Below are 23152 nucleotides of genomic sequence, written 5' to 3'. Positions count from 1 at the left end.
CCTAAAACATAGTTTTTAAGGGAATTAAAATGATTGATTACAATGAAGTTTATAACAAAGTTTGCGCCATGCTGTGTGAAGCAAAAGACCTCGAAATGGAGTCCATTTCTCCAGACATGCCCCTTTCACAGCTCAAGTTAGACAGTTTGGATTATGTTGAACTGATGCTTCTGGCCAACAAAGAGTTCAGCGTTACGATAGAAACGGACGTTTTCGCTGACCAACCTGATCTCACTCTACGTGAGCTTTGCGAATTCATTAGTGAGAAGGGTGAATAGCCAATGCTGGACAAATGGATCTTGGTCACCGGCGGAAGCCGCGGTATTGGCCGGGCGACGGTTCTCGAGCTGGCGAAAGAGTGGAATGTTGTGTTCACCTGGCAGAGTGCTGAACAGCAAAGCCAATCACTTCTGGCATTGTGCGAGTCATTACCTGGGCAGGTTGAAGGGATTCGCTGTGACGGTCGGAATGAGGCGGCGGTAAATGACACGGCTTCTCAGCTTATTCAACGCCTTGGCGCTCCCTATGGCATCATTCACAACGCGGGCGTTACGCTTGATGTATTGCATATGTTTCAGACATCCGACAACTGGCGACAGGTGATGGATACCAATCTTAATGCCGTGTTCAATTGGAACAAGGCCTTGCTTCCCGCGATGATTGCGCAAAGGGAGGGGGCGATAGTCATGATGTCGTCAGTATCAGGCATTAAAGGCAATATTGGGCAGACGGCCTACAGTGCCAGCAAAGCGGCCATGATCGGCTTGAGCCGCTCTCTCGCAGTAGAGTTAGGCAGGTTTGGCATTCGGGTCAATAGCTTATTACCTGGCTTTATTGATAGTGAAATGCTGCACTCTCTACCCAAAGAGAAAATGACAGCCATTCGCAGCCTCATTCCGATGAGAAGATTGGGGCAACCTGAAGACATTGCCAATGCCGTATCATGGCTGGTCGGCGAGGGTGCCCGTTACATGACAGGCCAGACGTTAGTTATTGACGGCGGCCTTACCGCCTGACACCTCTCTCCAGTACTGACTTATCAACGTTAAATGAACATCAAGGGCACCTTTACTCTTGATGTTCAATTTGATGCATTTGTTTTCCCACTCCCTCTTCCTCTCTTTCACAACACTCTCATCCTGTTTTGTTAATTTTTCTCCAATCTCGGTCAGTAGTATAAACAGAAGCTAAACATTAGAAATATCTTACCCAGTTCCTTTTAAAGTAAAGGCTTCGCTTAGCCATACCTCTACGTGTTTAATTGTTAACTACAAGGCTGTTATCGTTGCCTTTTATTAGTGAGTTAGTTAACTCGTCTGGCTTAATGTGACAGTGGATTTGAGTGTTTACAGGTATCTTGACGTCAGGGGCTAATATAAATACTAGGCTTTAATTCAAATAATTCATTTTAAACTGAAATGACACATTTGGCTTTATATGCTAACCAAACATTGCTTATGGAGCATGCGTTCAAAATTTCTATATTTCTTGGAATAAAAAGTTAGTGCTTTCATATCAGGCGTTCATATAAAAGCAAAGACTAATTGTAGCGTAAGAAAATACTTAGATTTAAATGGAGGCAAAAGTTCGAATTTATAAAGCAAGCTACTGATTTGTAATGGTTAATTTAAAGTTTTTTATTATAATGGACTGTCTATTGACAGTTTTTTTTAGCGGAACTAAAGTAGAGCCACTTTGCTTCGGAATGAATTGTTGAGCATTTACTGTAATGACTTAGCCGTTTATTTAAGAGGTGGAACCTCTAAAGAACAAAGTAATGGAATGGCAGATGGTTTTGTCAAAAACAATGCGAACGCCAATGACGGCGTCCTCTATGCATATGTTCAAAGGAAATTTGAAATGAAAAAAAATATTACTGGTCTTGCTTTGTTGGTTGCTTCTGTAATCTCTTCTTCAGCTTTCGCTATTGACGGTACTATAAATTTTAAGGGCGACGTTATTAGTAACCCATGTACTGTTAGTGCAGCATCCAAAAATCTGGATGTTCAACTGGGTAAAATTGGTACTACAGCGTTTCCAACATCTGGATCTTTATCTGCTGCTCAAAAATTCACCTTGGTATTAACAGGTTGCCCTTCAACAGTGACCAGTGCCAAAGTGCGTTTTGATGGTACGCAAGTGGCGGGTGATAATACCGTATTAGCCGTTGCTACTGGTACAGGTAAAGCGACTGGCGTCGGTATTAAAATTTATGACAAAGATGATAACCCGATTAGTTTGTATCAAGATTCAGCGGCCTATACTTTAAAGACTACTGCTAATAACCTTGATTTCAAGGCACGTTATGTCTCTCTCTCTAGTACCGTCACCGCTGGTGCAGCAGAAGGTGCAGCCCAATTTACAATTATATATCAATAAATCTCAGTCATTAAACACAATGGTTTAGAAGCGATTTGATATATCAGATCAGGGGTAGATATTGCCCTTGATCTATTTAAGATATTTTATTGGGTAAACATCATGGAAAGATGGCGAGTTACGGTTATCACAGCATTTTTGCTGCTCATAACCACATCGGTACAAGCAGGGATTGTCATTGGCGGCACACGTCTTATTTACGAAGGTAATAAGAAAGAAGCATCAATCACTGTAAATAATCCTGACAAGGTTCCTTTCCTTATTCAATCCTGGGTAGACGGCGAGCTTGTTTCAGGGCAGAACAAAGCAGAAAAAGCGCCATTTCTCGCTACACCGCCATTATTCCGTCTGGATGCTGAACGGCAGAATGTTTTGCGCGTGGTACGCGCCGGAGGAAATCTGCCGGAGGATAGGGAATCTATATTCTGGATGAATATCAAATCAATTCCTTATGCGGAAAAAAGAGAGAATACACTGCAAATTGCCGTCAAGACGCGGATTAAGTTGATATATAGACCTGCGGGTATCGAAACTACACCTGAAGATGCCGTAAAAAATCTGACATGGAAACGTACGGGAAATTCTGTGCAGATCACCAACTCTTCAGCCCACTATTTCACTTTCTTTAACGTCAAAATTAACGGCGCGGAAATTAAAGATGTCCCAATGGTGGCGCCATATTCAAGCGCCAGTTTTACATTACCGAATAATATCTCCGGTAACACCTTAAGCTGGCAATATATCAACGATTATGGCGGCACAAGCCAATCATTTGTTCAGACATTATGATCGCTAATAGCCACTAAGTAGGCGTAAATAACGTCAGGGCGCTATGGATGCGCACTACCTATCACGCCGATTATTTGGCGGTGATAAGAATGGAATCAAAATAATGAAAAAACCGAAGAGTTACCGCTCAGTCGGCTTCAAACATTCCTATCTCGCTTGGTTCATCTCCTGCCAGCTTGCTGCAATGCTTGGCGGAGCCGGGATCGCGAACGCTGAGGAATATTTTAGTCCGGCTTTACTTGAAATAGATAACCCAATGCAGGGAAATGCTGATCTTTCAATTTTTGAAAAAAGTGGAAATCAGCCACCAGGGACTTATCGCGTTGATATTTATCTCAACGGGACAATGATCACCACACAGGATGCCAACTTTAACTTATTCACTGATGCAGCAGGAACCCAAAGCCTTCAACCCTGCCTAAATAGTGAGATGCTAAAAGAGTTGGGCGTCAAACTCGCGCTGTATCCAAAAATCAATGCAACGGATGAGTGCGTGAACCTCAGCCAGGATATTCCGCAGGCATCTGCACGTTTTGATTTTGAACAGCAGCGTTTAGACCTTAGCCTTCCTCAAGCAGCACTAAATCAACAGGCTCGTGGCTACGTATCGCCGGAAAAATGGGATAACGGTATTCCAGCATTGCTGATGAACTACAACTTCACCGGCGCCAACCAAGAAGCCAAAAATAGTATATCCCAGGATAGTGACACCTATTATTTAAACCTCAGAACTGGCATTAACCTAGCCGATTGGCGATTGCGTAACTACTCCACGTGGAGCCGAGACGATGATGGTAAGGATCGCTGGAAATCGATTAATACCTATATGCAGCGTGATATTAAAGTATTAAAGAGCCAGTTAACTCTGGGTGATAGTGCTTCGCCAAGTGAAGTATTTGATGCTGTTTCGTTTCGCGGTGCGCAACTGGCCTCTGACGATGACATGCTCCCTGACAGCATGAAAGGCTACTCGCCGGTAGTGCGTGGGATTGCGCGCAGTAATGCGCAGGTCACTATCAGGCAGAATGGTTATATTATTTATCAAAGCTATGTTGCACCGGGTCCATTTAATATTTCGGATCTCTATCCAACATCTGGCTCTGGTGACTTACAGGTCACTATCAAAGAGGCCGACGGAAGCGAACAGAATTTGGTTGTGCCTTTCGCCGCTGTCCCGGTACTTCAGCGCGAAGGCCGACTCAAATATAGCCTGACCAGTGGTCAATACCGCTCAAGCAACAGTGATGTTGAGAAAGCAGTCTTTTCACAGGGCACTGCTATTTATGGCATGCGCTATGGGGCCACTGTTTACGGTGGGGTACAGGCTGCCACTAAATATCAGGCTTTAGTCGCTGGTTTGGGGCAAAATTTAGGGCGAATTGGTGCGTTGTCTGCTGATGTCACTCAGGCTTGGACCACTCAGCAAGATACCCCTAAAACCAGTGGTCAATCATATCGGTTGCGCTACGGGAAAAGCTTCGTAGAAACAGGGACTAACTTCAGTCTTGCTAGCTACCGTTATTCAACGGCGGGTTTCTATACCCTGCAAGAAGCATTAGACAGCTACAACAAAGGCAATAGCTATACTTCGGATCAGAAAAAGAACCGTTTTGAGCTGACCATGAGCCAAAATCTGTGGCAGAAGGGCGGTGCGATTTCAGTCAGCATGGTTAAAGAAAAGTATTGGAATAATAATCGCAGTACTGAATCTGTCGGAGTGGGATATAACAATACATGGTCTGGTATTTCGTATGGCCTGAATTACACCTACAACAAAAATGGTACGGACGGCTACGGTTCCCGTACTTTATATACTGACCAAATTTTTGCCCTTAACGTCAGCATACCATTGAATAAATGGTTACCGGGCGGATACGCCACCTATGGTATGAGCACCAGTAAAAAAGGCAATACCACTAATAATCTAGGCATAAGTGGTACAGCTTTGGCTGATGATAATTTAAGTTATAACCTGAGCCAGGGCTATGGCAGTCAAGGTCAGGGATCCAGTGGAAGCGCCGCCGCCGATTATAAAGGGGGCCAAGGCGAATTCAATGTTGGCTATAGCTATGACAAAAACCAACGCCGTCTGAGTTATGGTTTAGAAGGTGGAGCGATAGTCCATGAAAATGGTTTAACCCTCTCTCAACCTTTAAGTGAAACCATGGTCTTGGTGAAAGCACCAGGGGCTGGAAATGTAAGAGTAACTGGTAACTCAGGCGTTATCACTGATGGGCGCGGATACGCGGTCGTACCTTATGCAACGCCATATCGTAATAACCAAATTGTGCTTGATACTCAATCCCTGCCTGACGATGTAGATATCACCATGAGTTCAACATCGGTCATTCCTGCTCGTGGGGCTGTAGTACGTGCCGATTTCAACCCTCGCGTTGGCCAGCGTGTATTAATGACTCTTATCCGTAGCAATGGTGAGCCAGTGCCCTTTGGTGCCATGGTTACTGATCTTAGTAACAAGAGTTATAACGGAAATATCGTCGGTGACGGTGGTCAGGTTTATCTTACTGGGATGAGTGACTCAGGACGATTAAGTGTGAAATGGGGTAATGCTGCATCGCAAACCTGCGAAGTGGATTATCGCCTGCAAAAATCGATTGACGCTGCCAATATCGAGTTGTTGAAAGGGGAATGTCGATGAAATGGAATTCGAATATGAATAATATAAATAGCACTGTTTTCTCGCAGTTAATGAACTCTGCCAAGAACAAAGTTGGATATGCCAGAGCGTTTACGCTGTTAGGGACGAGTATTGCATTATTCGCGTTTAGTGGGACAGCAAATTCTGCTACCTGCGGGCCTGATACCAGTACTAAAGTATATAATTTTAATATGAATTATACCTTAACCACGCCATCAGAAAATACCGCGGGAATGTTGAAGCCCAACGCTTTTAGCTGGAATACCGCGGGTGATTACATCATTCGATGCAATTGCCGTGGGGTTTTTTGGGCACCATACATTACCGCAAAAGTACCTGAAAGTGGTGGGGTGGTTTATAACGATGGTACTAATAAATACTATGGGATAAGCCCTTACTTGGGGGTGGCTAGTAGTATTTTTGTCGCGGGTGGTTTAAGGAAAATTATCCCTGCACCCTTCCATATGAGCAATCAAAATCCTACGGGTACATCCTGTGAAAGAAGTGGTTCTTGGGAAACCGGTAATAAAGGTTCAGTTTCACTCTATTTTAGAAGAGCCTTCGTCGGCGTACAGACTATTCCAATGACAAAAGTTGTTGATATTTTTGTTGCTACTGATGGTGACAGTAAATCAACAGTGCCCGTTTCTTCTGTTTATATGAGTGGAACAGTAACTGTACCCCAATCCTGCACTATCAACGGCGGCGGAGTGATCACTATTCCTTTCGGCGATATTATCGCCACAAATATTAATACTAAAGGTGAGATGGCCAAAGGTTTTGTGCCTAAAAACCAGCAACTTAATGTCGCCTGTAACAATATTTCAGAGGGTGTCAAGGTGAGCCTTTCGTTTCAGGGGACGCCAGACCCAAGTGAACCCAGCGTCCTGGCAACCACTAACGAAAATGTCGGCGTAAAAATTGAAAATGCTTCAGGCGCAGTTATCCCACCAATAAGCGGAGACCTGCCGTTAAATATGAATTACGCGTCGCAATCTGCATCTACCCAGATAAAGCTCTACCCCATTAACACCACTGGGCGAACACCGGGCACCGGTAATTTTACTGCGACTGCAACGATTCAGGCTGAGCTTGAGTAAGCTGACAAGCAGCATCCCATAGCATTCACCTTAAACGTGAATGCTACTTAAAGGTTAGAAGGATGTAGATATGACGATTTTTACAGCGACGAAATTCAAGGTGATTTCGTCAATAATGCTGATTTTAAGTGCAACCTCGTTTTCCTCAAAGTCAGCCACGACTTTGCAAATCACCGGCAATATAAAAGCCGCGGCTTGCCGGGTTAATTTCCCGACCTCTGGCGTTGAGGTAAACCTGGGTGATGGTATACATCAATATGTTCTATCATCAGCTGGTTCAGCAGCACCCTGGGTCAATTTTAGTCTGCAATTGAGCTCATGCCCTGAAACCACCAAAAGTGTCACAATGACAGTGAATGGGACCCCAGCCTCCGCAGGCTCAGATACTTTTATCAACACAGGTTCAGCAACTAACCTACAGATCCAAGTACAAAATATCAGTGACAGTCGGATGTTAGGTAACGGCGCTAATGTTACGCAGGCAATAGAGCGCGCAAGTTCTACGGCAAAGTTTAATTTACAAGCGCGTGCATATACTGTTTCCGGTAATGTCACCCCAGGATCAATAGTAGGCAGTATGCAGGTTAGCTTCACATATCAATAAGTAGTATTTTGATGCTGAGAAGCGATGATACTTTGTTCCTCTGAGTTTGTAATAAATAAAAGGACTTCACTATTGTTGCTAACTATTAGAAATGAAAGCGTTAAGCCAGTTTAATAACACTCTCTATTTTCCGAACATAAAGATGAGAAGATGAATAATTTTCCAATGTCGCAGTTACACCGTTGTACATCGTCATCATCCATGAAACCTCAAGCCGTTAAAAATAACGGGGTGATCATTATGGAGAGCTGCCCCGTAACAGCTTTAGGGATGCGTCGCCTTTTACTGGAGAGTTGCGATGTAGGTAAGGATATTATTCATACCAATTCGCTAGCGGACATCATGCCGCTAATTAAGGCTCATCGCCCAAAACTTTTATTGATGGATTTATGCGGGGAAAAAGAATCTGTTTTGGATGGATTAAGGCTTTTGCCTTCATTACATTCTCGCTGGCCGGAGGTAAAAGTTATTGTCTGCACCGCTTTTAGCGAATACAGAATACTTCAATTGGTCGTTTCATCGGGTGCTCACGGCATTTTATTGAAAAGTGAGCCGACGATAGCCTTTGTTCAATGTATCTCGCAGATTGTATCAGGGGGGAAATTTTACAGCCCTAAACTGCGACAGTTGTTGAGCTTATCAGACTCGGGAAAAGAGATAACTGCGCTGACACGACGCGAGTTGGATGTGTTGACCTATCTTTTTTCCGGTATGAATGTCTCATCAGTGGCAGCGAAAATGCATCGTGATATCCGCACTATTAGCACTCATAAACGCAACGCCATGGCGAAGTTGGGATTTAAGAACGACAGTGAGCTGTTTGCACAAGGAATATGGATGATGAAAGCTTGGCCCGGCGTTGTTTTCTGACGTAATAACGGTTGACCAATAAAACGGCATACATCTAATAATACAGGGAGTTATATTTTGCGTGTCATGCCAACTACACCACTTAAAATAGCATTAATGGATAGCAGCCCGCTAGCACTTGCCGGTCTATGCTATTTTCTTGATTCACTAGGTATCGTGAAAGATGTCATTTTGCAAGAAAACAGTCTTAAAAAGGTGAGCGAAGCCTTTATGTATCAGTCAGTTGATGTACTCGTCACTGATTTGTACAGCCAGAGTGAGTCCTTCATCGAAGGGCGAGATATTATTCTAAATCTATGTTCGCAGTATCCTAATCTGATTATGATTGTCTACACATCTTGTCAGTCAGGAGAGCAAATGCGCCCCTTGCTTTGCGAGCCTAATATCAGTCTTATTGCACGTAGTGAGCCTTTAGCCAAAATTGTTGATTCTTTTAGGCAGGCTTTACAAGGGAGACGTTTTCTAAGCCAGAAGATCTGTGGCTATCTTGCCTTGCAAAATAGTTCAGCCGATCTCTCTGCTCGTCAACTTACCTGCAGTGAAAAGGAAGTGCTTAAGCATCTGTTTAATGGAATGAGTCTGGGAGAAATTGCTACTCTGAGAAGTCTTAGTATTAAGACGATCAGTGCCCATAAGTGTAATGCTATGCGTAAATTATCCGTTAAAAACGATGCTGAATTATTTTTGATGAAAGATAAACTTTATCTCTAAACATAGTGTGTATCTAAATTAGGGTGCAGATAAGTAGGCTCGCCCTTCAACTTTATAGTGAAGGGCGAGAGTCAAACATCAGATTCGGCAACTGAGATTAAATCTCTACCGCCACAAAATGTGGCGTATTGCTGGTAGTATAAATAGCGGTGTTTTGAATATTACGATGCCCTAAATAATTTTGAATCAATCTTGTATCAAAGCCTTTATCGGCTAAAGCATAGCCGCAGGCATGCCTAAGCATATGGGGATGAACCTGAGTATCCAGCCCGGCCATTTCGCCATATTTACGCACGAGTCGATAGAATTGCTGTCTGGAAAGCTGTCCGCCATGTTTTGATAGGAACAACCAAGGGGTATCTGCATCTAAAAAGCCTGAACGTATCTGTAACCAATTTTCTATAGCTACAATTTCGCGGGGCTGCAAAGGGTGCTGGACAGTAAAACCGTTTTTTAAACGGGAAATGGAAATCCTTTTTGTTTGTAATTCGATATCACTGAACCGCAAATTAATTAACTCTGTCACGCGCAGTCCATGTATAAAACACATTAACAACATGCATTCATCACGCGCACGGTTTTTACCCATTGCCGTTGCCGCAATCATTTTCTCTATTTCTTGCTGATTTAAAAAGTTCTGCATTATTTTGATTACCTATCCATGGTTTTTTGATGGTGTATATATAACGATTTGTAAGAGTTAGTGCCGCTTATTTAATTATGTGGCTCCATTTCATGGCAATATGAGAGGAATTATGAAAGTTGTCATGAAAAAACCTTCGCTGGGTAAGTCACTCCGCGTTCTATAGTTGCGCGTGGCGTAATCTCAGCAATCACCTTCAAGCCATTTATCTCAAGAATAACCCCCATTTATCCCCTTTGTTCCAGCAATCAGACCCACAAGGTTTTGGCATGCTATGCCTGAAATTGTATCCATGGCTTTTTGGCGATGGATGATGCACCAACAGGAACCGACCGGTGGCTGAAGAAAGCGATCTCGAAAAAAGCGAAGCCCCCACACCCCACAGGCTTGAAAAGGCCCGCGAAGAAGGGCAGATACCGCGCTCGCGCGAACTGACCTCCATGCTGATGCTGGGGGCCGGTTTTTCATTGCTATGGGTATCCGGGGAGTCGATGGCGCGGCAGTTAGCGGTGATGATTTCACAAGGTCTGAATTTCGATCACGACATCATCAGCAATGACCGGCAAATGCTGCGGCAAATGGCGTCGTTGCTGGGGCGTGCAGTTTGGGCACTGCTGCCCGTAATTGGTGGGTTAGTTCTGGTTGCGCTGGCCGCGCCTCTGCTGCTCGGCGGGTTGAACTTTAGCGGCAAATCTTTTGCGCCGAAGCTCAATCGTCTGGACCCCATTGCCGGGCTGAAGCGCATGTTTTCAGCGCAGGTGCTGGCAGAACTCCTGAAAGCCATTTTGAAAGCCACCATTGTTGGCTTCATTTGCGGTCTTTACCTGTGGCATCACTGGCAGGACATGATGCGCCTGATGGCGCAGCCGACCATTCCGGCGTTGGCCGAGGCTCTAAGCATGGTGGCGTTTTGCGCCATGATGGTGGTATTCGGCCTGATCCCAATGGTGGCGTTCGACGTCTTTTGGCAAATCTGGAGCCACATTAAAAAGTTGCGGATGAGTAAACAAGACATTCGCGACGAGTTTAAGAGTCAGGAAGGCGATCCGCACGTTAAAGGCCGTATTCGCCAGCAGCAGCGGGCCATGGCGCGTCGCCGCATGATGGCCGACGTGCCTAAGGCCGACGTTATTGTTACCAACCCGACGCACTACGCCGTTGCGCTGCAATATAGCGAAAGCAAAATGAGCGCGCCGAAAGTGTTGGCGAAAGGGGCGGGTGACGTGGCGCTGCGCATAAAAGAACTGGCTGCCGAACATAGAATTCCGACGCTGGAGGCCCCGCCGCTGGCGCGTGCGCTTTACCGTCATAGTGATATTGGTCAGCAGATCCCCGCCGCGCTTTATGCCGCGGTCGCGGAAGTGCTGGCGTGGGTGTATCAGCTTAAGCGCTGGAAGCGTGAAGGCGGATTAATCCCGAAAAAACCTGAACATTTACCGGTGCCTGAAGCATTGGACTTTGCTGGAGAAACAGAAACACATGGGTAATCTGGCCGCGCTGCTGCGCTTACCGGGCTTCAAAGATACACAATGGCAGGTGCTCGCCGGGCCTATCCTGATCCTGATTATTTTGTCGATGATGGTGCTGCCTTTGCCGCCGTTCATCCTCGACCTGCTGTTTACCTTTAACATTGCCCTGTCGATCATGGTGTTGCTGGTGGCGATGTTCACCCAGCGCACCCTTGAGTTTGCTGCTTTTCCAACCATTCTGCTGTTCTCTACCTTGTTGCGACTGTCGCTCAACGTGGCCTCGACGCGTATCATTTTGCTCGAAGGCCATACCGGCGCAGGGGCGGCGGGGCGCGTGGTTGAAGCGTTCGGCCACTTCTTGGTTGGCGGTAACTTTGCCATCGGTATCGTGGTGTTCATCATCTTGGTATTGATTAACTTTATGGTTATCACCAAAGGTGCCGGGCGTATTGCTGAGGTGGGCGCGCGTTTCGTGTTAGACGGAATGCCGGGTAAACAGATGGCCATTGACGCTGACCTCAACGCCGGGCTGATTGGCGAAGAAGAAGCGAAAAAACGCCGTTCCGAAGTGACTCAGGAAGCCGATTTCTACGGCTCAATGGACGGTGCGAGTAAGTTCGTGCGCGGCGACGCCATCGCGGGCCTGATGATCATGGTGATCAACGTGGTTGGCGGCCTGCTGGTGGGTGTGTTGCAGCACGGAATGGATCTCGGCCACGCGGCTGAAAGTTACACCTTGCTGACCATCGGTGACGGCCTGGTTGCGCAGATCCCAGCATTGGTTATCTCGACCGCGGCGGGCGTTATCGTTACCCGCGTGGGCACCAATGAAGATGTCGGCGAGCAGATGGTCACCCAGCTGTTCCGCAATCCTCGCGTGATGATGCTCAGCGCCGGCGTTTTGGGCCTGCTCGGTCTGGTGCCGGGTATGCCGAACTTCGTCTTCCTGCTGTTCACCGGGGCTTTACTGGCTCTGGCGTGGTGGACTCGCGGCCAGCAGCAGAAACCGGCAGTGGCGAAAGAGACGGTGCAGGTAAATACCGAAAGCCAGCAGCTGGTGGAAGCCAGTTGGTCGGATGTTCAGTTGGAAGACTCTTTAGGTATGGAAGTGGGTTATCGCCTGATCCCGATGGTGGACCACGCGCAGAACGGCGAGCTGCTGGGGCGTATCCGCAGCATTCGTAAGAAGTTCGCGCAGGAGATGGGCTATCTGCCGCCGGTTATCCATATTCGCGACAATCTTGAATTACCGCCAGCCGGATACCGCATCTTGATGAAAGGGGTGGAAATAGGTTCCGGCGAGGCCCATCCGGGTCGCTGGATGGCGATTAACCCTGGCAACGCGATTGGTCAATTGCCGGGTGAAGTGACTCAGGATCCGGCCTTTGGCCTGGCCGCCGTGTGGATTGAACCGGCGCTGCGCGAACAGGCACAAATTCAGGGCTTTACCGTGGTGGAAGCCAGTACCGTGGTGGCCACCCACCTTAACCACCTGATCAGCATGCATGCGCAAGAGCTGTTTGGCCGTCAGGAAACGCAGGAGCTGATGGAGCGCGTCAGCAAAGAGTTGCCGAAGCTGACTGAGGACTTCATCCCGGGCGTGGTAACGCTGACTACCTTACATAAAGTATTGCAGAACCTGCTGGCGGAGCGCGTTTCTATTCGCGACATGCGCACCATTATTGAGACTCTGGCCGAGCATGCGCCGAATCAAACTGACGCCAACGAACTGACGGCCGTGGTGCGCGTCGCGCTGGGCAGGGCAATCACTCAACAGTGGTTCCCGGGCACGGGTGAAGTGCAGGTTATTGGATTAGATACCGCCCTTGAGCGCCTGCTGCTGCAAGCACTGCAGGGCGGCGGCGGGCTGGAGCCGGGGCTGGCGGAGCGTCTACTGACGCAGGCCCAGGCCGCGCTGCAACAACAGGAGGTCAATGGAGCGCCGCCGGTATTGCTGGTCAACCATGCGCTGCGCGCTTTGCTGTCTCGCTTCCTGCGTCGTTCACTGCCGCAAATTGCCGTGATGTCGAATTTGGAGATGAGCGACAGCCGCCAGATTCGTATGACTGCCACCATTGGCGGAGAGTAATGATGAAACAAATGGCTACGGGGCTTTTAATCATGTGCTGCTCGGTGTCCGCTCTGGCGGCCTCTGGCTCCTGGTCGGACAGCAAGGCGGGCATCACGCTACAAAATCGCGGGCAGATGGCTTCTGCTTCAACGCTAAGCCCATCAGCCAACGCGCCGGTGATGCAGATGCCCTCGGCGGTTATCGATACTATAAGTTGGAGCTACAGCCTGCTGGGTCCGGAACCGGCGGGTTTGCAGGTGCAGCTGTGCAGTAGCAGCAACCGCTGCCAGCAGCTGGATGCCGCGCAGGGGCAAACGCGTAACTTCTTTGGTCAGTCGGCGCAGTCTTCTTTCAGGCTGGTATTTGGCGTCGAGGGACAAGGCAGGCTAAACCCGCCGCTGCGCGTGGTGAGTCAGCAGGTGATCGTGAATTATCGCTAAATGGGTTGCCAGGGCTGGCTTTTAAAACCAATCCTGCCGTCAATCACAAAAATATCGCTGATATCGGCGATATTTTTTTGTCTGAGTTTTGGCAGGCTGGGAATTTATGAGCAGGAGAAAGAAGGATAAAGTTGGAGAAGTTATACCGAAATTTTACGCACGGTCTGCCCGCTGACTGAAGTCTGGCCGTTTGGGCCATAAAGCTTTTGCGTTTGGCTGGCGCCCAGAATGGCCATGGCCTGCGTGTTGTAGTCAATTTGCTTATTGAGCAGCATACCGTTGTGGCGGTTTAGCGCGCTGAGCTTCTCACTCAGTTGAACCACGGCCTTCCACATGGCAGCAATTTCAGGCTGACGCGAATAGGGCGCAGTCTGCTTCAATCTCGCGTCATGTTCCCGACGCTGTTTATCAAGATAATCGACGGTGGTCAGCAGGGAGCTTTTTTGTTCAGTTATATTTTGCAAAGCTACCCCATTGACGCGGCCTGAGCAGAGCAGGGTTTGTTCATGTTGAATGATCAAATCCAGCGCTTCCAGCGTTTCCACCAGCGTCTTCATGGTCTTGATAAAATCTTTCATCGGGCTTCTTTACCTTTCAACTTAAGCTTATTGACTTAAATATCGTTGAGATAGGCCTGCGTGTCCTGCAACAACGCATCGGCGATTTTGCCGGTATCCATCGTCAGTTTGCCGTCACGGATAGCCTGCTTTAACTGTTCTACACGTGCAGTATTAATGTCTTGTGAACTTGATTTGGTCAGCACGGCCTGAGCATCACTCAGGGTGACAGCCGTGCCGCTAACTGGCGCGCTGTTGGTGCTTTCTTTGCGTGTCACTTGCGCATTGGTGTCAGACGGATCGCGCTGTTGAATCGGGCTAACCGGTTGCGATGCCTGAGTGCGTTCGATGCTCATAATACTTCTCCCAATCTGATATGCCGTCAAATTGCGGCTTTGATATCAGGTTATCGACACTTTACGGAAAAACTTTAGCCTTTATTGCAATGACAGGGAAACATTCGCTAGATGGCGATGCTCACCGTGCCATCTGCTGCTACTTTGCCGTTAACAATCTGCCCGGAAGGCATTCTAACCCGCACGGTTTCACTGGCGGCGGCGTTATTCATCGCCTTGCCCGAGCTGGAAACATTAAACCCGGTTCCCGTCGCCTGTACCTGAACTTCCTGCCCCGCGTGGACCATCCACGGGCGGCGCAGCATCGATAAAGTTAGGGGCTGACCGACATTAATATTGCGCAGCGTCACCGCGTTGATGGCTTGCTGGCTGTCAAGAATAGCCCGTGGCGGCAATAAGTCCAATCTCCCCGTTTTCTGCTGCATATCGGCCTGAGTCAGATGCGCGCCGGAAGAGACGTTTCGCGCCGCCACCCAGTAGCTGCCACTGACCTGCACCTGTGCCTGCACGTAGCTTTTCTGCCCGTTGCAGTTCACCGCCACGGAGACATTCCCCCAAGGCCGCGCATTGGGGGAAAGAGAAAGCTGTGGTGAAAGGCACTGCGGCTGGCGGGCGGCAGGGGTGTTAATAAGGCTTTTCACCTGAGTCCCATTCCCGGCGTACTGCTGACTGAAAAACTGCTGAATATGTCCAGCCAAGGGCGTGTTGTTATTGTCTGACGCCGCCGACGGCGCTGCTGCCAGCACCGCGCCCGGTATCAGGCTCAGTAAAAGCACGCCTGCTTGTCCACTCTTCAGCTTAGTCATTTCGCCTTGCGCCTCGTCATGATGGCCTCTGGGGGGAACCCCACTTCTGGCGACAAGTCTACCCGCAGTTTGCATTTCCTAAAGGGACAAATAGCGGGGCATTTTGCGCTTATTCCCGCGATAGGTTGTTGACATAGGGATTTATGCTGTCGGCTCCAAATTCTCACTTTGCGGAGGGCGCATGCTCGACAAATTGAACGCCGCACTACAGTTCCAACAGGAAGCGCTCAACCTGCGCGCCCAGCGGCAAGAAATTCTTTCGGCGAATATCGCCAACGCCGACACCCCGGGGTTTCAGGCGCGCGATATCGATTTCGCCAGTCAGTTACAGAAAGTGATGGAAGCAGGGCGAGCTAACGGCAGCGGCATGTCGCTGGAGTTAACCAACGCGCGCCACATTCCAGCGGCGACCAGCTCAGGCCCGGATCTTGACCTGATGTACCGCATTCCAGACCAGCCGTCGATGGATGGCAACACGGTGGATATGGACCGTGAGCGTACCAATTTCGCGGATAACAGTGTGCGATATCAGACTGACCTGACCGTATTGACCGGGCAGGTGAAAGGCATGATGTCGGTACTTCAAGGATAACCAGTATGTCGATGCTCAATATTTTTGATATCGCCGGTTCGGCGCTTTCTGCCCAGTCGCAACGCATGAACGTCAGCGCCAGTAACATGGCCAACGCCGACAGCGTGACCGGCCCGGATGGTCAGCCTTATCGCGCCAAGCAGGTGGTGTTTCAAGTCAACGCCGCGCCGGGCCAAGAAACCGGTGGCGTGAAAGTGGCCGAGGTGGTGGATGACCCGGCACCGATGCGCATGGTGTTTCAGCCCGGCAACCCCATGGCGGATGCCAAGGGTTATGTGCAGATGCCCAACGTCGACGTGGTGAGCGAAATGGTTAACACCATCTCCGCCTCACGCAGCTATCAGGCCAACGTCGAGGTGTTGAATACCACCAAGTCGTTGATGATGAAAACCCTGACATTGGGTCAATAACGGAGCCGCTTATGTCAGTTTTAAGTTCAGTCAACGACAGCACCGACAACACCATTAATACCGACAACAGCAAGCCGAAATCCACGGCGGATGACCTGTCGAGTAACTTCCTGACCCTGCTCGTCGCCCAGCTTAAGAACCAAGATCCTACCAACCCGATGGATAACGCCCAGCTCACCAGCCAGTTGGCGCAAATCAATACCGTGAGCGGTATCGAAAAACTCAACACCACCTTGGGTAGCATTTCCGGCCAGATCAACAGCAACCAGTCGGTTCAGGCCACGGCGCTGATTGGTCACGGGGTGATGATTGAAGGGCGGGCGATTCTGGTGGGCAGCTCTGACGGCAAGGTCAGCACCACGCCGTTTGGCCTGCAACTCGAAAGCGCGGCGGACACCAACAATGTGGTGATCAGTGACTCCACCGGCAAAGTGGTGAAAACCATCGCGCTGGGTTCACAGACTGCCGGCGTCCACAGCTACACCTGGGACGGCAAGCAGGATGACGGCACGGCGGCACCGGACGGCGCATACACCTTCAGCATCAACTCGACCAACGGCGGCCAGCAGATGGTCGCCACCGCGCTGAACTACGCGCTGGTCAACGGCGTCACCAATGACAGCTCCGGCGCAGTGCTGGATCTCGGCGTGCGCGGCACCACCACGCTCGCCAATGTTCGACAGATTTTGTAGCAGATTGAAGATTTCACACAGCAGCATAAACAGAAATTTATAATTTTAACCTATTGATTTTGCTTTTAATCACTCTCGTTTTAGGACTGGCTACAGCCCTGCAACAAGAAGGATGACAGGCAAAAAGGAGCAGACCATGAGCTTTAACCAAGCAGTCAGCGGCCTGAATGCAGCATCGACCAACCTGGACGTGATTGGTAACAACATCGCCAACTCCGCCACCGCTGGTTTCAAATCAGGCACCGCCTCATTCGCCGACATGTTCGCCGGTTCTCAAGTAGGTATGGGTGTCAAAGTGGCAGCTATTACTCAGGACTTCAGCGACGGTACCACCACCAATACCAACCGTGGTTTAGACGTTGCGCTGAGCGGCAACGGCTTCTTCCGCCTGACTGACTCCAGCGGCGGCGTGTTCTATTCGCGTAACGGCCAGCTCTCTCTGGATGACAAACGCAATCTGGTGAACACCCAAGGTTTGAGCGTGACGGGCTACCCGGCAACCGGGACTCCGCCAACCATCGCTCAGGGCGCACAGCCAGTGCCCTTGACCATTCCGAACACCATGATGATCGCCAAGCCAAGCAGCAGCGGCCTGATGGTGGCTAACCTGAACTCCAGCGATAAGTTGCCGAAGAACGCCACTTTCTCCAGTTCAGATCCGGACAGCTACAACTACGTCAACACCATTACCACCTATGACTCACTGGGTAATAAGCATGACAACAACGTGTATTTCGTTAAGTCATCTAACTCGGCTACCCCAAACTCTTGGGACGTCTATTCACAAGATACCAGCGTTTCAGGCTCTAAAGCGGGCAAGCTAGGCACCTTGAACTTCAACCAAAACGGTACTCTGGCGAGCACCACCAATGCTGACGGCACGCCAACTGCGACGGCTTTTGCTTTCACTCTGCCGATGGATAACAGCACCAACGGTGCTACGACGCCGCAAAACGTCTCGCTGAGCTTCCTTGGCAGTATTCAACAGAACACCGGTAGTAACAGCATCGGCGCGTTGAATCAGGATGGTTATGCCGCGGGCCAGATGACCGGCTACCAAATCAATAACGACGGTACCATCACCGGCGTCTACTCCAACCAGAAAACCCAGCTGTTGGGCCAGATCGTGATGACTAACTTCTCTAACCCGGAAGGTCTGAAATCCGAAGGCGACAACGTGTGGTCCGCCACCCAGTCCTCTGGTCAGCCAATCACCGGCATTGCGGGTGCAGGCGGTTTTGGTGAGATGAAAAGCGGGGCGCTGGAAGCGTCAAACGTCGACCTGAGTAAAGAGCTGGTCAACATGATCGTGGCTCAGCGTAACTACCAGTCGAACGCGCAGACCATCAAAACCCAGGACCAGATCCTGAACACGCTGGTCAACCTGCGCTAATCGCGCTGAATGACAGACGCAAAAGGAACGCACTATGGATCACGCTATCTACACCGCGATGGGTGCTGCCAGCCAGACGCTGAACCAGCAGTCGGTCACCGCGAGTAATCTGGCCAATGCCTCAACGCCGGGTTTTCGTGCCCAACTGATGGCGCTGCGCGCGGTGCCGGTCGATGGGCCAAGCCTTGAGACACGTACTTTGGTGACGGCTTCAACGCCGGGTGCCGACATGACTCAGGGCCAGCTGAACTACACCGGTCGCCCGCTCGACGTCGCGTTACAGCAGGACGGCTTTTTGGCGGTGCAGATGCCTGATGGTTCTGAAGCCTATACCCGAAACGGGGATCTTCAGGTTTCGCCGACCAATCAGTTAACCATTCAGGGGAACCCAGTGATGGGTGACAACGGCCCGATTGAAGTGCCGCCGAATGCGCAACTGACCATCTCGGCCGACGGCACCATTTCGGTGCTCGAGGCGGGTGCGGACCCTAACACCATGGGCCAGCTGGCTCAGTTAAAACTGGTGAAAGCCAACGGCAGTGAAGTGACCCGTGGTGATGACGGCATGTTCCGTCTCACGCCGGCCACTGCGCAGGCTCGGGGCAATACCCTGCAGGCCGACCCGACCATCCACGTGATGCCGGGAACGCTGGAAGGCAGCAACGTCAAACCGGTGGAAACCATGGTTGACATGATTGCTAACGCCCGCCGCTTTGAAATGCAAATGAAGGTCATCCACAGCGTGGATGAAAACGAACAACGCGCCAACCAACTGCTGTCGATGACCTAACGGCGGCAGAGGAGTAACAACATGATCCCATCGCTATATATCGCGAAAACTGGCCTTGACGCGCAGCAGACCAACATGGACGTCATCGCCAACAACCTGGCAAACGTCAGCACCAACGGGTTCAAACGCCAGCGCGCGGTGTTTGAAGATTTGCTGTACCAGACAATCCGCCAGCCGGGTGCCCAGTCTTCCGAGCAGACCAATCTGCCGTCAGGCTTGCAGATCGGTACCGGTGTTCGCCCGGTCGCTACTGAGCGTATCCACGCGCAGGGCAACCTGTCGCAGACGGATAACAGTAAAGATATCGCCATCAAAGGGCAGGGTTTCTTCCAGGTGCAGCTGCCTGACGGGACCTCAGCCTATACCCGTGACGGCTCTTTCCAGGTTGACCAAAACGGTCAGCTGGTGACCTCCAGTGGTTATCAGGTTATCCCGGCTATCACCATCCCTGCTAACGCCCTGAAAATCACCGTCGGCCGTGACGGCATTGTCAGCGTGACCGTGCAGGGGCAGGCGGCAGCGCAGCAGGTAGGGCAACTGACGCTCAGCACTTTCATCAATGACTCAGGCTTAGAGTCCACCGGTGAAAACTTGTATCAGGAAACCCAAAGTTCTGGCGCGCCAACGGAAAGCACGCCGGGCCTGAACGGCGCAGGCCTGCTGTACCAAGGCTATGTTGAAACCTCAAACGTTAACGTGGCGGAGGAGCTGGTCAACATGATCCAGACCCAGCGCGCGTATGAGATCAACAGTAAAGCAGTATCAACATCCGACCAGATGTTGCAGAAGTTAACTCAGCTTTAAGAGTAAGAAAGGTAACGCCCGGCGTTACCTTGGCCTGCGGGGGACGGTACGCCGCCCCCGTTACTTCAGGCTCCGATTCATTCTTTTTCGAAGGCGATTTCCGTGGTGACCATGAAATTAACGTCGGTAAACAGTGCACATTTTCACCGACATGGCGTGTTGGCTCTGCCGCTATTAGTGACCTTATTGCTCAACGGGTGCGCGTACATGCCGCATAAACCCTTGGTCGAAGGCGCCACCACGGCTCAACCTGCTCCTGCGGCACCACCGGTTCCGAACGGTTCGATTTTCCAATCCGTTCAGCCGATGAACTATGGCTATCAGCCCCTGTTTGAAGACCGTCGACCGCGTAACGTCGGCGATACCTTGACGCTTGTACTGCAAGAAAACGTCAGTGCCAGCAAAAGCTCCTCCGCCAACGCCAGCCGTAATGGCTCAAGCAAGTTTGGCGTGGCGACCGCGCCGCGTTATCTGGAAGGCCTGCTCGGCAATGCCCGCGCCGATATGGATATCTCCGGCGATAACACCTTCGGCGGCAAAGGCGGCGCGGCGGCGAACAACACCTTCAGCGGCACCTTGACCGTGACGGTTAGCGAAGTGCTGGCCAACGGCAACCTGCGCGTGGTTGGCGAGAAGCAGATTGAAATTAACCAGGGCACCGAATTTATCCGGTTCTCCGGCGTGGTGAACCCGCGCACCATCAGCGGCTCCAACAGCGTGGTTTCCACGCAGGTGGCGGACGCCCGAATCGAATATGTGGGTAACGGCTACATCAATGAAGCGCAGAACATGGGCTGGTTGCAGCGGTTCTTCCTAAATGTATCGCCGTACTAATGAGGCACTCATGCGAAAACTAATTTCCGGCTTACTCTGTATTACGCTCTGCGCGGCGGCCGCGCTGCCGGCTTCGGCGCAAAGAATTCGCGATCTGGCGACCATTCAGGGCGTGCGTGATAACGCCCTGATCGGCTACGGCTTGGTGGTTGGCCTCGACGGCACTGGTGACCAGACCACCCAAACGCCATTTACCACCCAGACTCTGACTAACATGCTTTCCCAGTTGGGGATCACCGTGCCACCCGGCACTAACATGCAGCTGAAAAACGTGGCGGCGGTCATGGTTACCGCCAAGATGCCGCCGTTCGCTCGCAGCGGACAGGCCATCGACGTGGTGGTGTCATCCATGGGTAATGCCAAAAGTATTCGCGGCGGCACCCTGCTGATGACCCCCATGAAAGGGGTAGACAACCAAGTTTACGCACTGGCACAGGGTAACGTGCTGGTGGGCGGCGCCGGAGCCTCGGCGGGCGGCAGCAGCGTGACGGTTAACCAGCTCTCCGGCGGCCGTATTACCGGCGGGGCGACCATTGAACGCGAACTTCCAAGCACCTTCGGCACCGAAGGGGTGATCAATCTTCAACTCAATGATGAAGATTTCAACCTGGCTCAACAGGTGACCGACGCCATTAACCGTCAGGGCAGCATGGGCACGGCGACCGCTCTGGATGCTCGTAACATTCAGGTGATGGTGCCACGCGGCAACAGCTCGCAGGTGCGTATTTTGGCGCAGATCCAGAACGTTGAAGTGACCGTCGGCCCGATGGATGCCAAGGTGATCATCAACTCGCGTACTGGCTCGGTAGTGATGAACCGCGACGTGACGCTGGACTCTTGCGCCGTGGCGCAGGGTAACTTGTCCGTGGTAGTCGACAGACAAAACGACGTTTCCCAACCGAACACGCCATTTGGCGGCGGCCAAACCGTGGTGACGCCGAACACCAATATTTCCGTGCGCCAGTCGGGCGGAGCCTTGCAGCAAGTGCAGTCGAGCGCCAGCCTGAACAATGTGGTGCGCACGTTGAATGCGCTGGGTGCGACGCCGATTGACCTGATGTCTATCCTGCAAGCCATGAAAACCGCAGGTTGCCTGCGCGCTGATTTGGAAATCATCTAATGAGCGATCTTATGTCGATGTCCGGCGCTGCGTATGATGCGCAGTCGCTGAATAAACTGAAAGTGGCGGCCAAGAACGATCCGCAAGGGCAGGTGAGGGAAGTGGCGAAGCAGTTCGAAGGCGTTTTCGTGCAGATGATGCTGAAAAGCATGCGTTCCGCACTGCCGCAGGACGGCCTGCTGAGCAGTGACCAAACCCGGCTTTATACATCGATGTACGATCAGCAAATTGCGCAGGACATGTCGGCTAAAGGGCTGGGCATGGCCGATATGATGGTGAAACAGCTCACCGGCGGTAATCCCGAGCCCTCCGAGAAGGCGGGTACGGTGCCAATGGCGCTGGACAACGAAGTACTGAGCACCATGCCGCTTCAGGCAATGGAGCAGATGATCCGCAAAGCCATTCCTAACGCGCCGGACCGCACTTTGGGCGGCGCACCGTTGCCGCAGGACAGCGGCCAGTTTGTGTCGCGCCTGAGCATTCCGGCGCAGGTCGCCAGTCAGGAAAGTGGCATTTCGCACCAGCTGATCATGGCGCAGGCCGCACTGGAATCCGGCTGGGGCCAGCGTGAAATTCCCACTAGCGACGGCAAGCAGAGCTATAACCTGTTTGGTATTAAGGCGGGCGGCAACTGGACCGGGCCAACCACGCAAATCACCACCACCGAATACACCAACGGCGTGGCGAAGAAGGTGCAGGCCAGCTTCCGCGTCTATGGCTCCTATGTCGAAGCCATCAGCGATTACGTGAAATTGCTGACCAACAACCCGCGCTATGCCCACGTGGCGGCCGCCAACACGCCGGAACAGGCGGCCCACGCGCTGCAAGCAGCCGGTTATGCCACCGATCCTAACTACGCCGCTAAGCTGGTGAATGTTATCCAGAAAATCAAAGGGGCCGGCGCGCAGGCGGTCAAAGCCTACAGCACGGATCTCAGCAAAATTTTCTGAAAAAACTGTCTTTTACGTCTCAAGTTCTCAAGGCATTAGCCGATAACTCTTTCAGAGCGGAAAAAGGGCGCGAATCCCGATTTCCATAACACTTTGATTTTATATCATTCGCC

25 protein-coding genes are annotated in these 23152 nt (G+C 50.8%); 21 read left to right on the top strand and 4 right to left on the bottom strand.

Going from position 1 to position 23152, the window contains the following annotated elements; genetic code table 11:
- Window positions 1-29: 29 nt before the first annotated feature.
- The 9 genes from ACT3RT_RS05595 (at window position 30) to ACT3RT_RS05555 (ending at window position 9112) form a co-directional block, all read left to right on the top strand.
- A complete protein-coding gene (locus ACT3RT_RS05595) occupies window positions 30-278 on the top strand; it encodes an acyl carrier protein (RefSeq protein WP_353501852.1) in 249 nt (82 codons plus the stop codon).
- Window positions 279-281: 3 nt separating this feature from the next.
- A complete protein-coding gene (locus ACT3RT_RS05590) occupies window positions 282-1016 on the top strand; it encodes an SDR family oxidoreductase (RefSeq protein ID WP_496202632.1) in 735 nt (244 codons plus the stop codon).
- A gap of 694 nt (window positions 1017-1710) precedes the next feature.
- Entirely contained in the window at window positions 1711-2379 is a 669-nt protein-coding gene (locus ACT3RT_RS05585; protein ID WP_441656110.1) for a fimbrial protein, read from the top strand.
- 102 nt (window positions 2380-2481) lie between these two features.
- Window positions 2482-3168 (top strand): fimbrial biogenesis chaperone, encoded by a 687-nt coding sequence (locus tag ACT3RT_RS05580; protein WP_496202631.1) that lies wholly within the window; start codon window positions 2482-2484, stop codon window positions 3166-3168.
- Window positions 3169-3271: 103 nt separating this feature from the next.
- Window positions 3272-5827 (top strand): fimbria/pilus outer membrane usher protein, encoded by a 2556-nt coding sequence (locus ACT3RT_RS05575; protein ID WP_496202630.1) that lies wholly within the window; start codon window positions 3272-3274, stop codon window positions 5825-5827.
- Window positions 5824-6927: a fimbrial protein gene (locus ACT3RT_RS05570; RefSeq protein ID WP_353501857.1), complete on the top strand. Its 1104-nt coding sequence runs from the start codon at window positions 5824-5826 to the stop codon at window positions 6925-6927. Before ACT3RT_RS05575 ends, ACT3RT_RS05570 begins: the two co-directional genes overlap by 4 nt.
- A gap of 70 nt (window positions 6928-6997) precedes the next feature.
- Window positions 6998-7531, top strand: a complete 534-nt coding sequence (locus ACT3RT_RS05565) for a fimbrial protein (RefSeq protein ID WP_496202629.1) — start codon at window positions 6998-7000, stop codon at window positions 7529-7531.
- Between the two features lie 150 nt (window positions 7532-7681).
- A complete protein-coding gene (locus ACT3RT_RS05560) occupies window positions 7682-8401 on the top strand; it encodes a LuxR C-terminal-related transcriptional regulator (protein ID WP_496202628.1) in 720 nt (239 codons plus the stop codon).
- Between the two features lie 66 nt (window positions 8402-8467).
- Complete coding sequence (locus ACT3RT_RS05555; protein ID WP_353503954.1) at window positions 8468-9112, top strand: response regulator transcription factor; 645 nt, start codon at window positions 8468-8470, stop codon at window positions 9110-9112.
- A gap of 97 nt (window positions 9113-9209) precedes the next feature.
- Here the strand turns inward: ACT3RT_RS05555 and ACT3RT_RS05550 are convergent, their stop codons facing one another.
- The gene (locus tag ACT3RT_RS05550; RefSeq protein WP_353501860.1) at window positions 9210-9755 is read right to left on the bottom strand and encodes a tyrosine-type DNA invertase; all 546 of its coding nucleotides are present in this window, start codon (window positions 9753-9755) and stop codon (window positions 9210-9212) included.
- Window positions 9756-10090: 335 nt separating this feature from the next.
- On the opposite strand from ACT3RT_RS05550, the gene flhB reads away from it, so the two are divergent.
- From flhB to ACT3RT_RS05535, 3 genes are read left to right on the top strand one after another with little or no spacing between them, the layout of a single operon-like run.
- Window positions 10091-11242: a flagellar biosynthesis protein FlhB gene (gene flhB / locus ACT3RT_RS05545; protein WP_353501861.1), complete on the top strand. Its 1152-nt coding sequence runs from the start codon at window positions 10091-10093 to the stop codon at window positions 11240-11242.
- On the top strand, window positions 11235-13313 hold the full coding sequence (flhA, locus tag ACT3RT_RS05540; RefSeq protein ID WP_353501862.1) for a flagellar biosynthesis protein FlhA: 2079 nt from the start codon (window positions 11235-11237) through the stop codon (window positions 13311-13313). Before flhB ends, flhA begins: the two co-directional genes overlap by 8 nt.
- A complete protein-coding gene (locus ACT3RT_RS05535; RefSeq protein WP_496200358.1) occupies window positions 13313-13735 on the top strand; it encodes a flagellar protein FlhE in 423 nt (140 codons plus the stop codon). The genes flhA and ACT3RT_RS05535 overlap by 1 nt, the downstream gene beginning before the upstream one ends.
- Before the next feature lie 140 nt (window positions 13736-13875).
- On the opposite strand, the gene ACT3RT_RS05530 is transcribed toward ACT3RT_RS05535, so the two are convergent.
- The 3 genes from ACT3RT_RS05530 to flgA all read right to left on the bottom strand — a co-directional run bounded on the left by ACT3RT_RS05530 (window position 13876) and on the right by flgA (window position 15454).
- The gene (locus ACT3RT_RS05530) at window positions 13876-14313 is read right to left on the bottom strand and encodes a flagella synthesis protein FlgN (protein WP_034789986.1); all 438 of its coding nucleotides are present in this window, start codon (window positions 14311-14313) and stop codon (window positions 13876-13878) included.
- 35 nt (window positions 14314-14348) lie between these two features.
- On the bottom strand, window positions 14349-14648 hold the full coding sequence (gene flgM, locus ACT3RT_RS05525) for a flagellar biosynthesis anti-sigma factor FlgM (RefSeq protein WP_353501865.1): 300 nt from the start codon (window positions 14646-14648) through the stop codon (window positions 14349-14351).
- A gap of 107 nt (window positions 14649-14755) precedes the next feature.
- Entirely contained in the window at window positions 14756-15454 is a 699-nt protein-coding gene (flgA, locus tag ACT3RT_RS05520; protein WP_496202627.1) for a flagellar basal body P-ring formation chaperone FlgA, read from the bottom strand.
- Between the two features lie 181 nt (window positions 15455-15635).
- On the opposite strand from flgA, the gene flgB reads away from it, so the two are divergent.
- From flgB to flgJ, 9 genes are all read left to right on the top strand, one after another.
- On the top strand, window positions 15636-16046 hold the full coding sequence (flgB, locus tag ACT3RT_RS05515; protein ID WP_034789994.1) for a flagellar basal body rod protein FlgB: 411 nt from the start codon (window positions 15636-15638) through the stop codon (window positions 16044-16046).
- A gap of 5 nt (window positions 16047-16051) precedes the next feature.
- Window positions 16052-16456 carry a flagellar basal body rod protein FlgC gene (gene flgC, locus ACT3RT_RS05510; protein WP_034789996.1) on the top strand — a complete coding sequence of 135 codons (405 nt, stop codon included), beginning with the start codon at window positions 16052-16054 and terminating at the stop codon, window positions 16454-16456.
- Between the two features lie 11 nt (window positions 16457-16467).
- Window positions 16468-17148 carry a flagellar hook assembly protein FlgD gene (gene flgD, locus ACT3RT_RS05505; protein WP_485900318.1) on the top strand — a complete coding sequence of 227 codons (681 nt, stop codon included), beginning with the start codon at window positions 16468-16470 and terminating at the stop codon, window positions 17146-17148.
- A 136-nt stretch (window positions 17149-17284) separates the two neighbouring features.
- Entirely contained in the window at window positions 17285-18541 is a 1257-nt protein-coding gene (flgE, locus tag ACT3RT_RS05500; RefSeq protein ID WP_396130881.1) for a flagellar hook protein FlgE, read from the top strand.
- Window positions 18542-18575: 34 nt separating this feature from the next.
- Entirely contained in the window at window positions 18576-19331 is a 756-nt protein-coding gene (locus ACT3RT_RS05495; RefSeq protein WP_353501870.1) for a flagellar basal body rod protein FlgF, read from the top strand.
- Window positions 19332-19352: 21 nt separating this feature from the next.
- On the top strand, window positions 19353-20135 hold the full coding sequence (gene flgG / locus ACT3RT_RS05490) for a flagellar basal-body rod protein FlgG (RefSeq protein ID WP_353501871.1): 783 nt from the start codon (window positions 19353-19355) through the stop codon (window positions 20133-20135).
- A 111-nt stretch (window positions 20136-20246) separates the two neighbouring features.
- On the top strand, window positions 20247-20969 hold the full coding sequence (locus ACT3RT_RS05485) for a flagellar basal body L-ring protein FlgH (RefSeq protein WP_084674068.1): 723 nt from the start codon (window positions 20247-20249) through the stop codon (window positions 20967-20969).
- A 10-nt stretch (window positions 20970-20979) separates the two neighbouring features.
- Window positions 20980-22089 (top strand): flagellar basal body P-ring protein FlgI, encoded by a 1110-nt coding sequence (locus ACT3RT_RS05480; protein ID WP_353501872.1) that lies wholly within the window; start codon window positions 20980-20982, stop codon window positions 22087-22089.
- Entirely contained in the window at window positions 22089-23039 is a 951-nt protein-coding gene (gene flgJ / locus ACT3RT_RS05475; RefSeq protein ID WP_353501873.1) for a flagellar assembly peptidoglycan hydrolase FlgJ, read from the top strand. Before ACT3RT_RS05480 ends, flgJ begins: the two co-directional genes overlap by 1 nt.
- Window positions 23040-23152 lie beyond the last annotated feature (113 nt).

Source organism: Ewingella sp. AOP9-I1-14 (genome assembly GCF_052375995.1).
GTDB lineage: Bacteria > Pseudomonadota > Gammaproteobacteria > Enterobacterales > Enterobacteriaceae > Ewingella > Ewingella allii.
The sequence above is the reverse complement of the archived record's forward strand: the minus strand, read 5'-3'. Positions and strand labels throughout refer to the sequence as shown.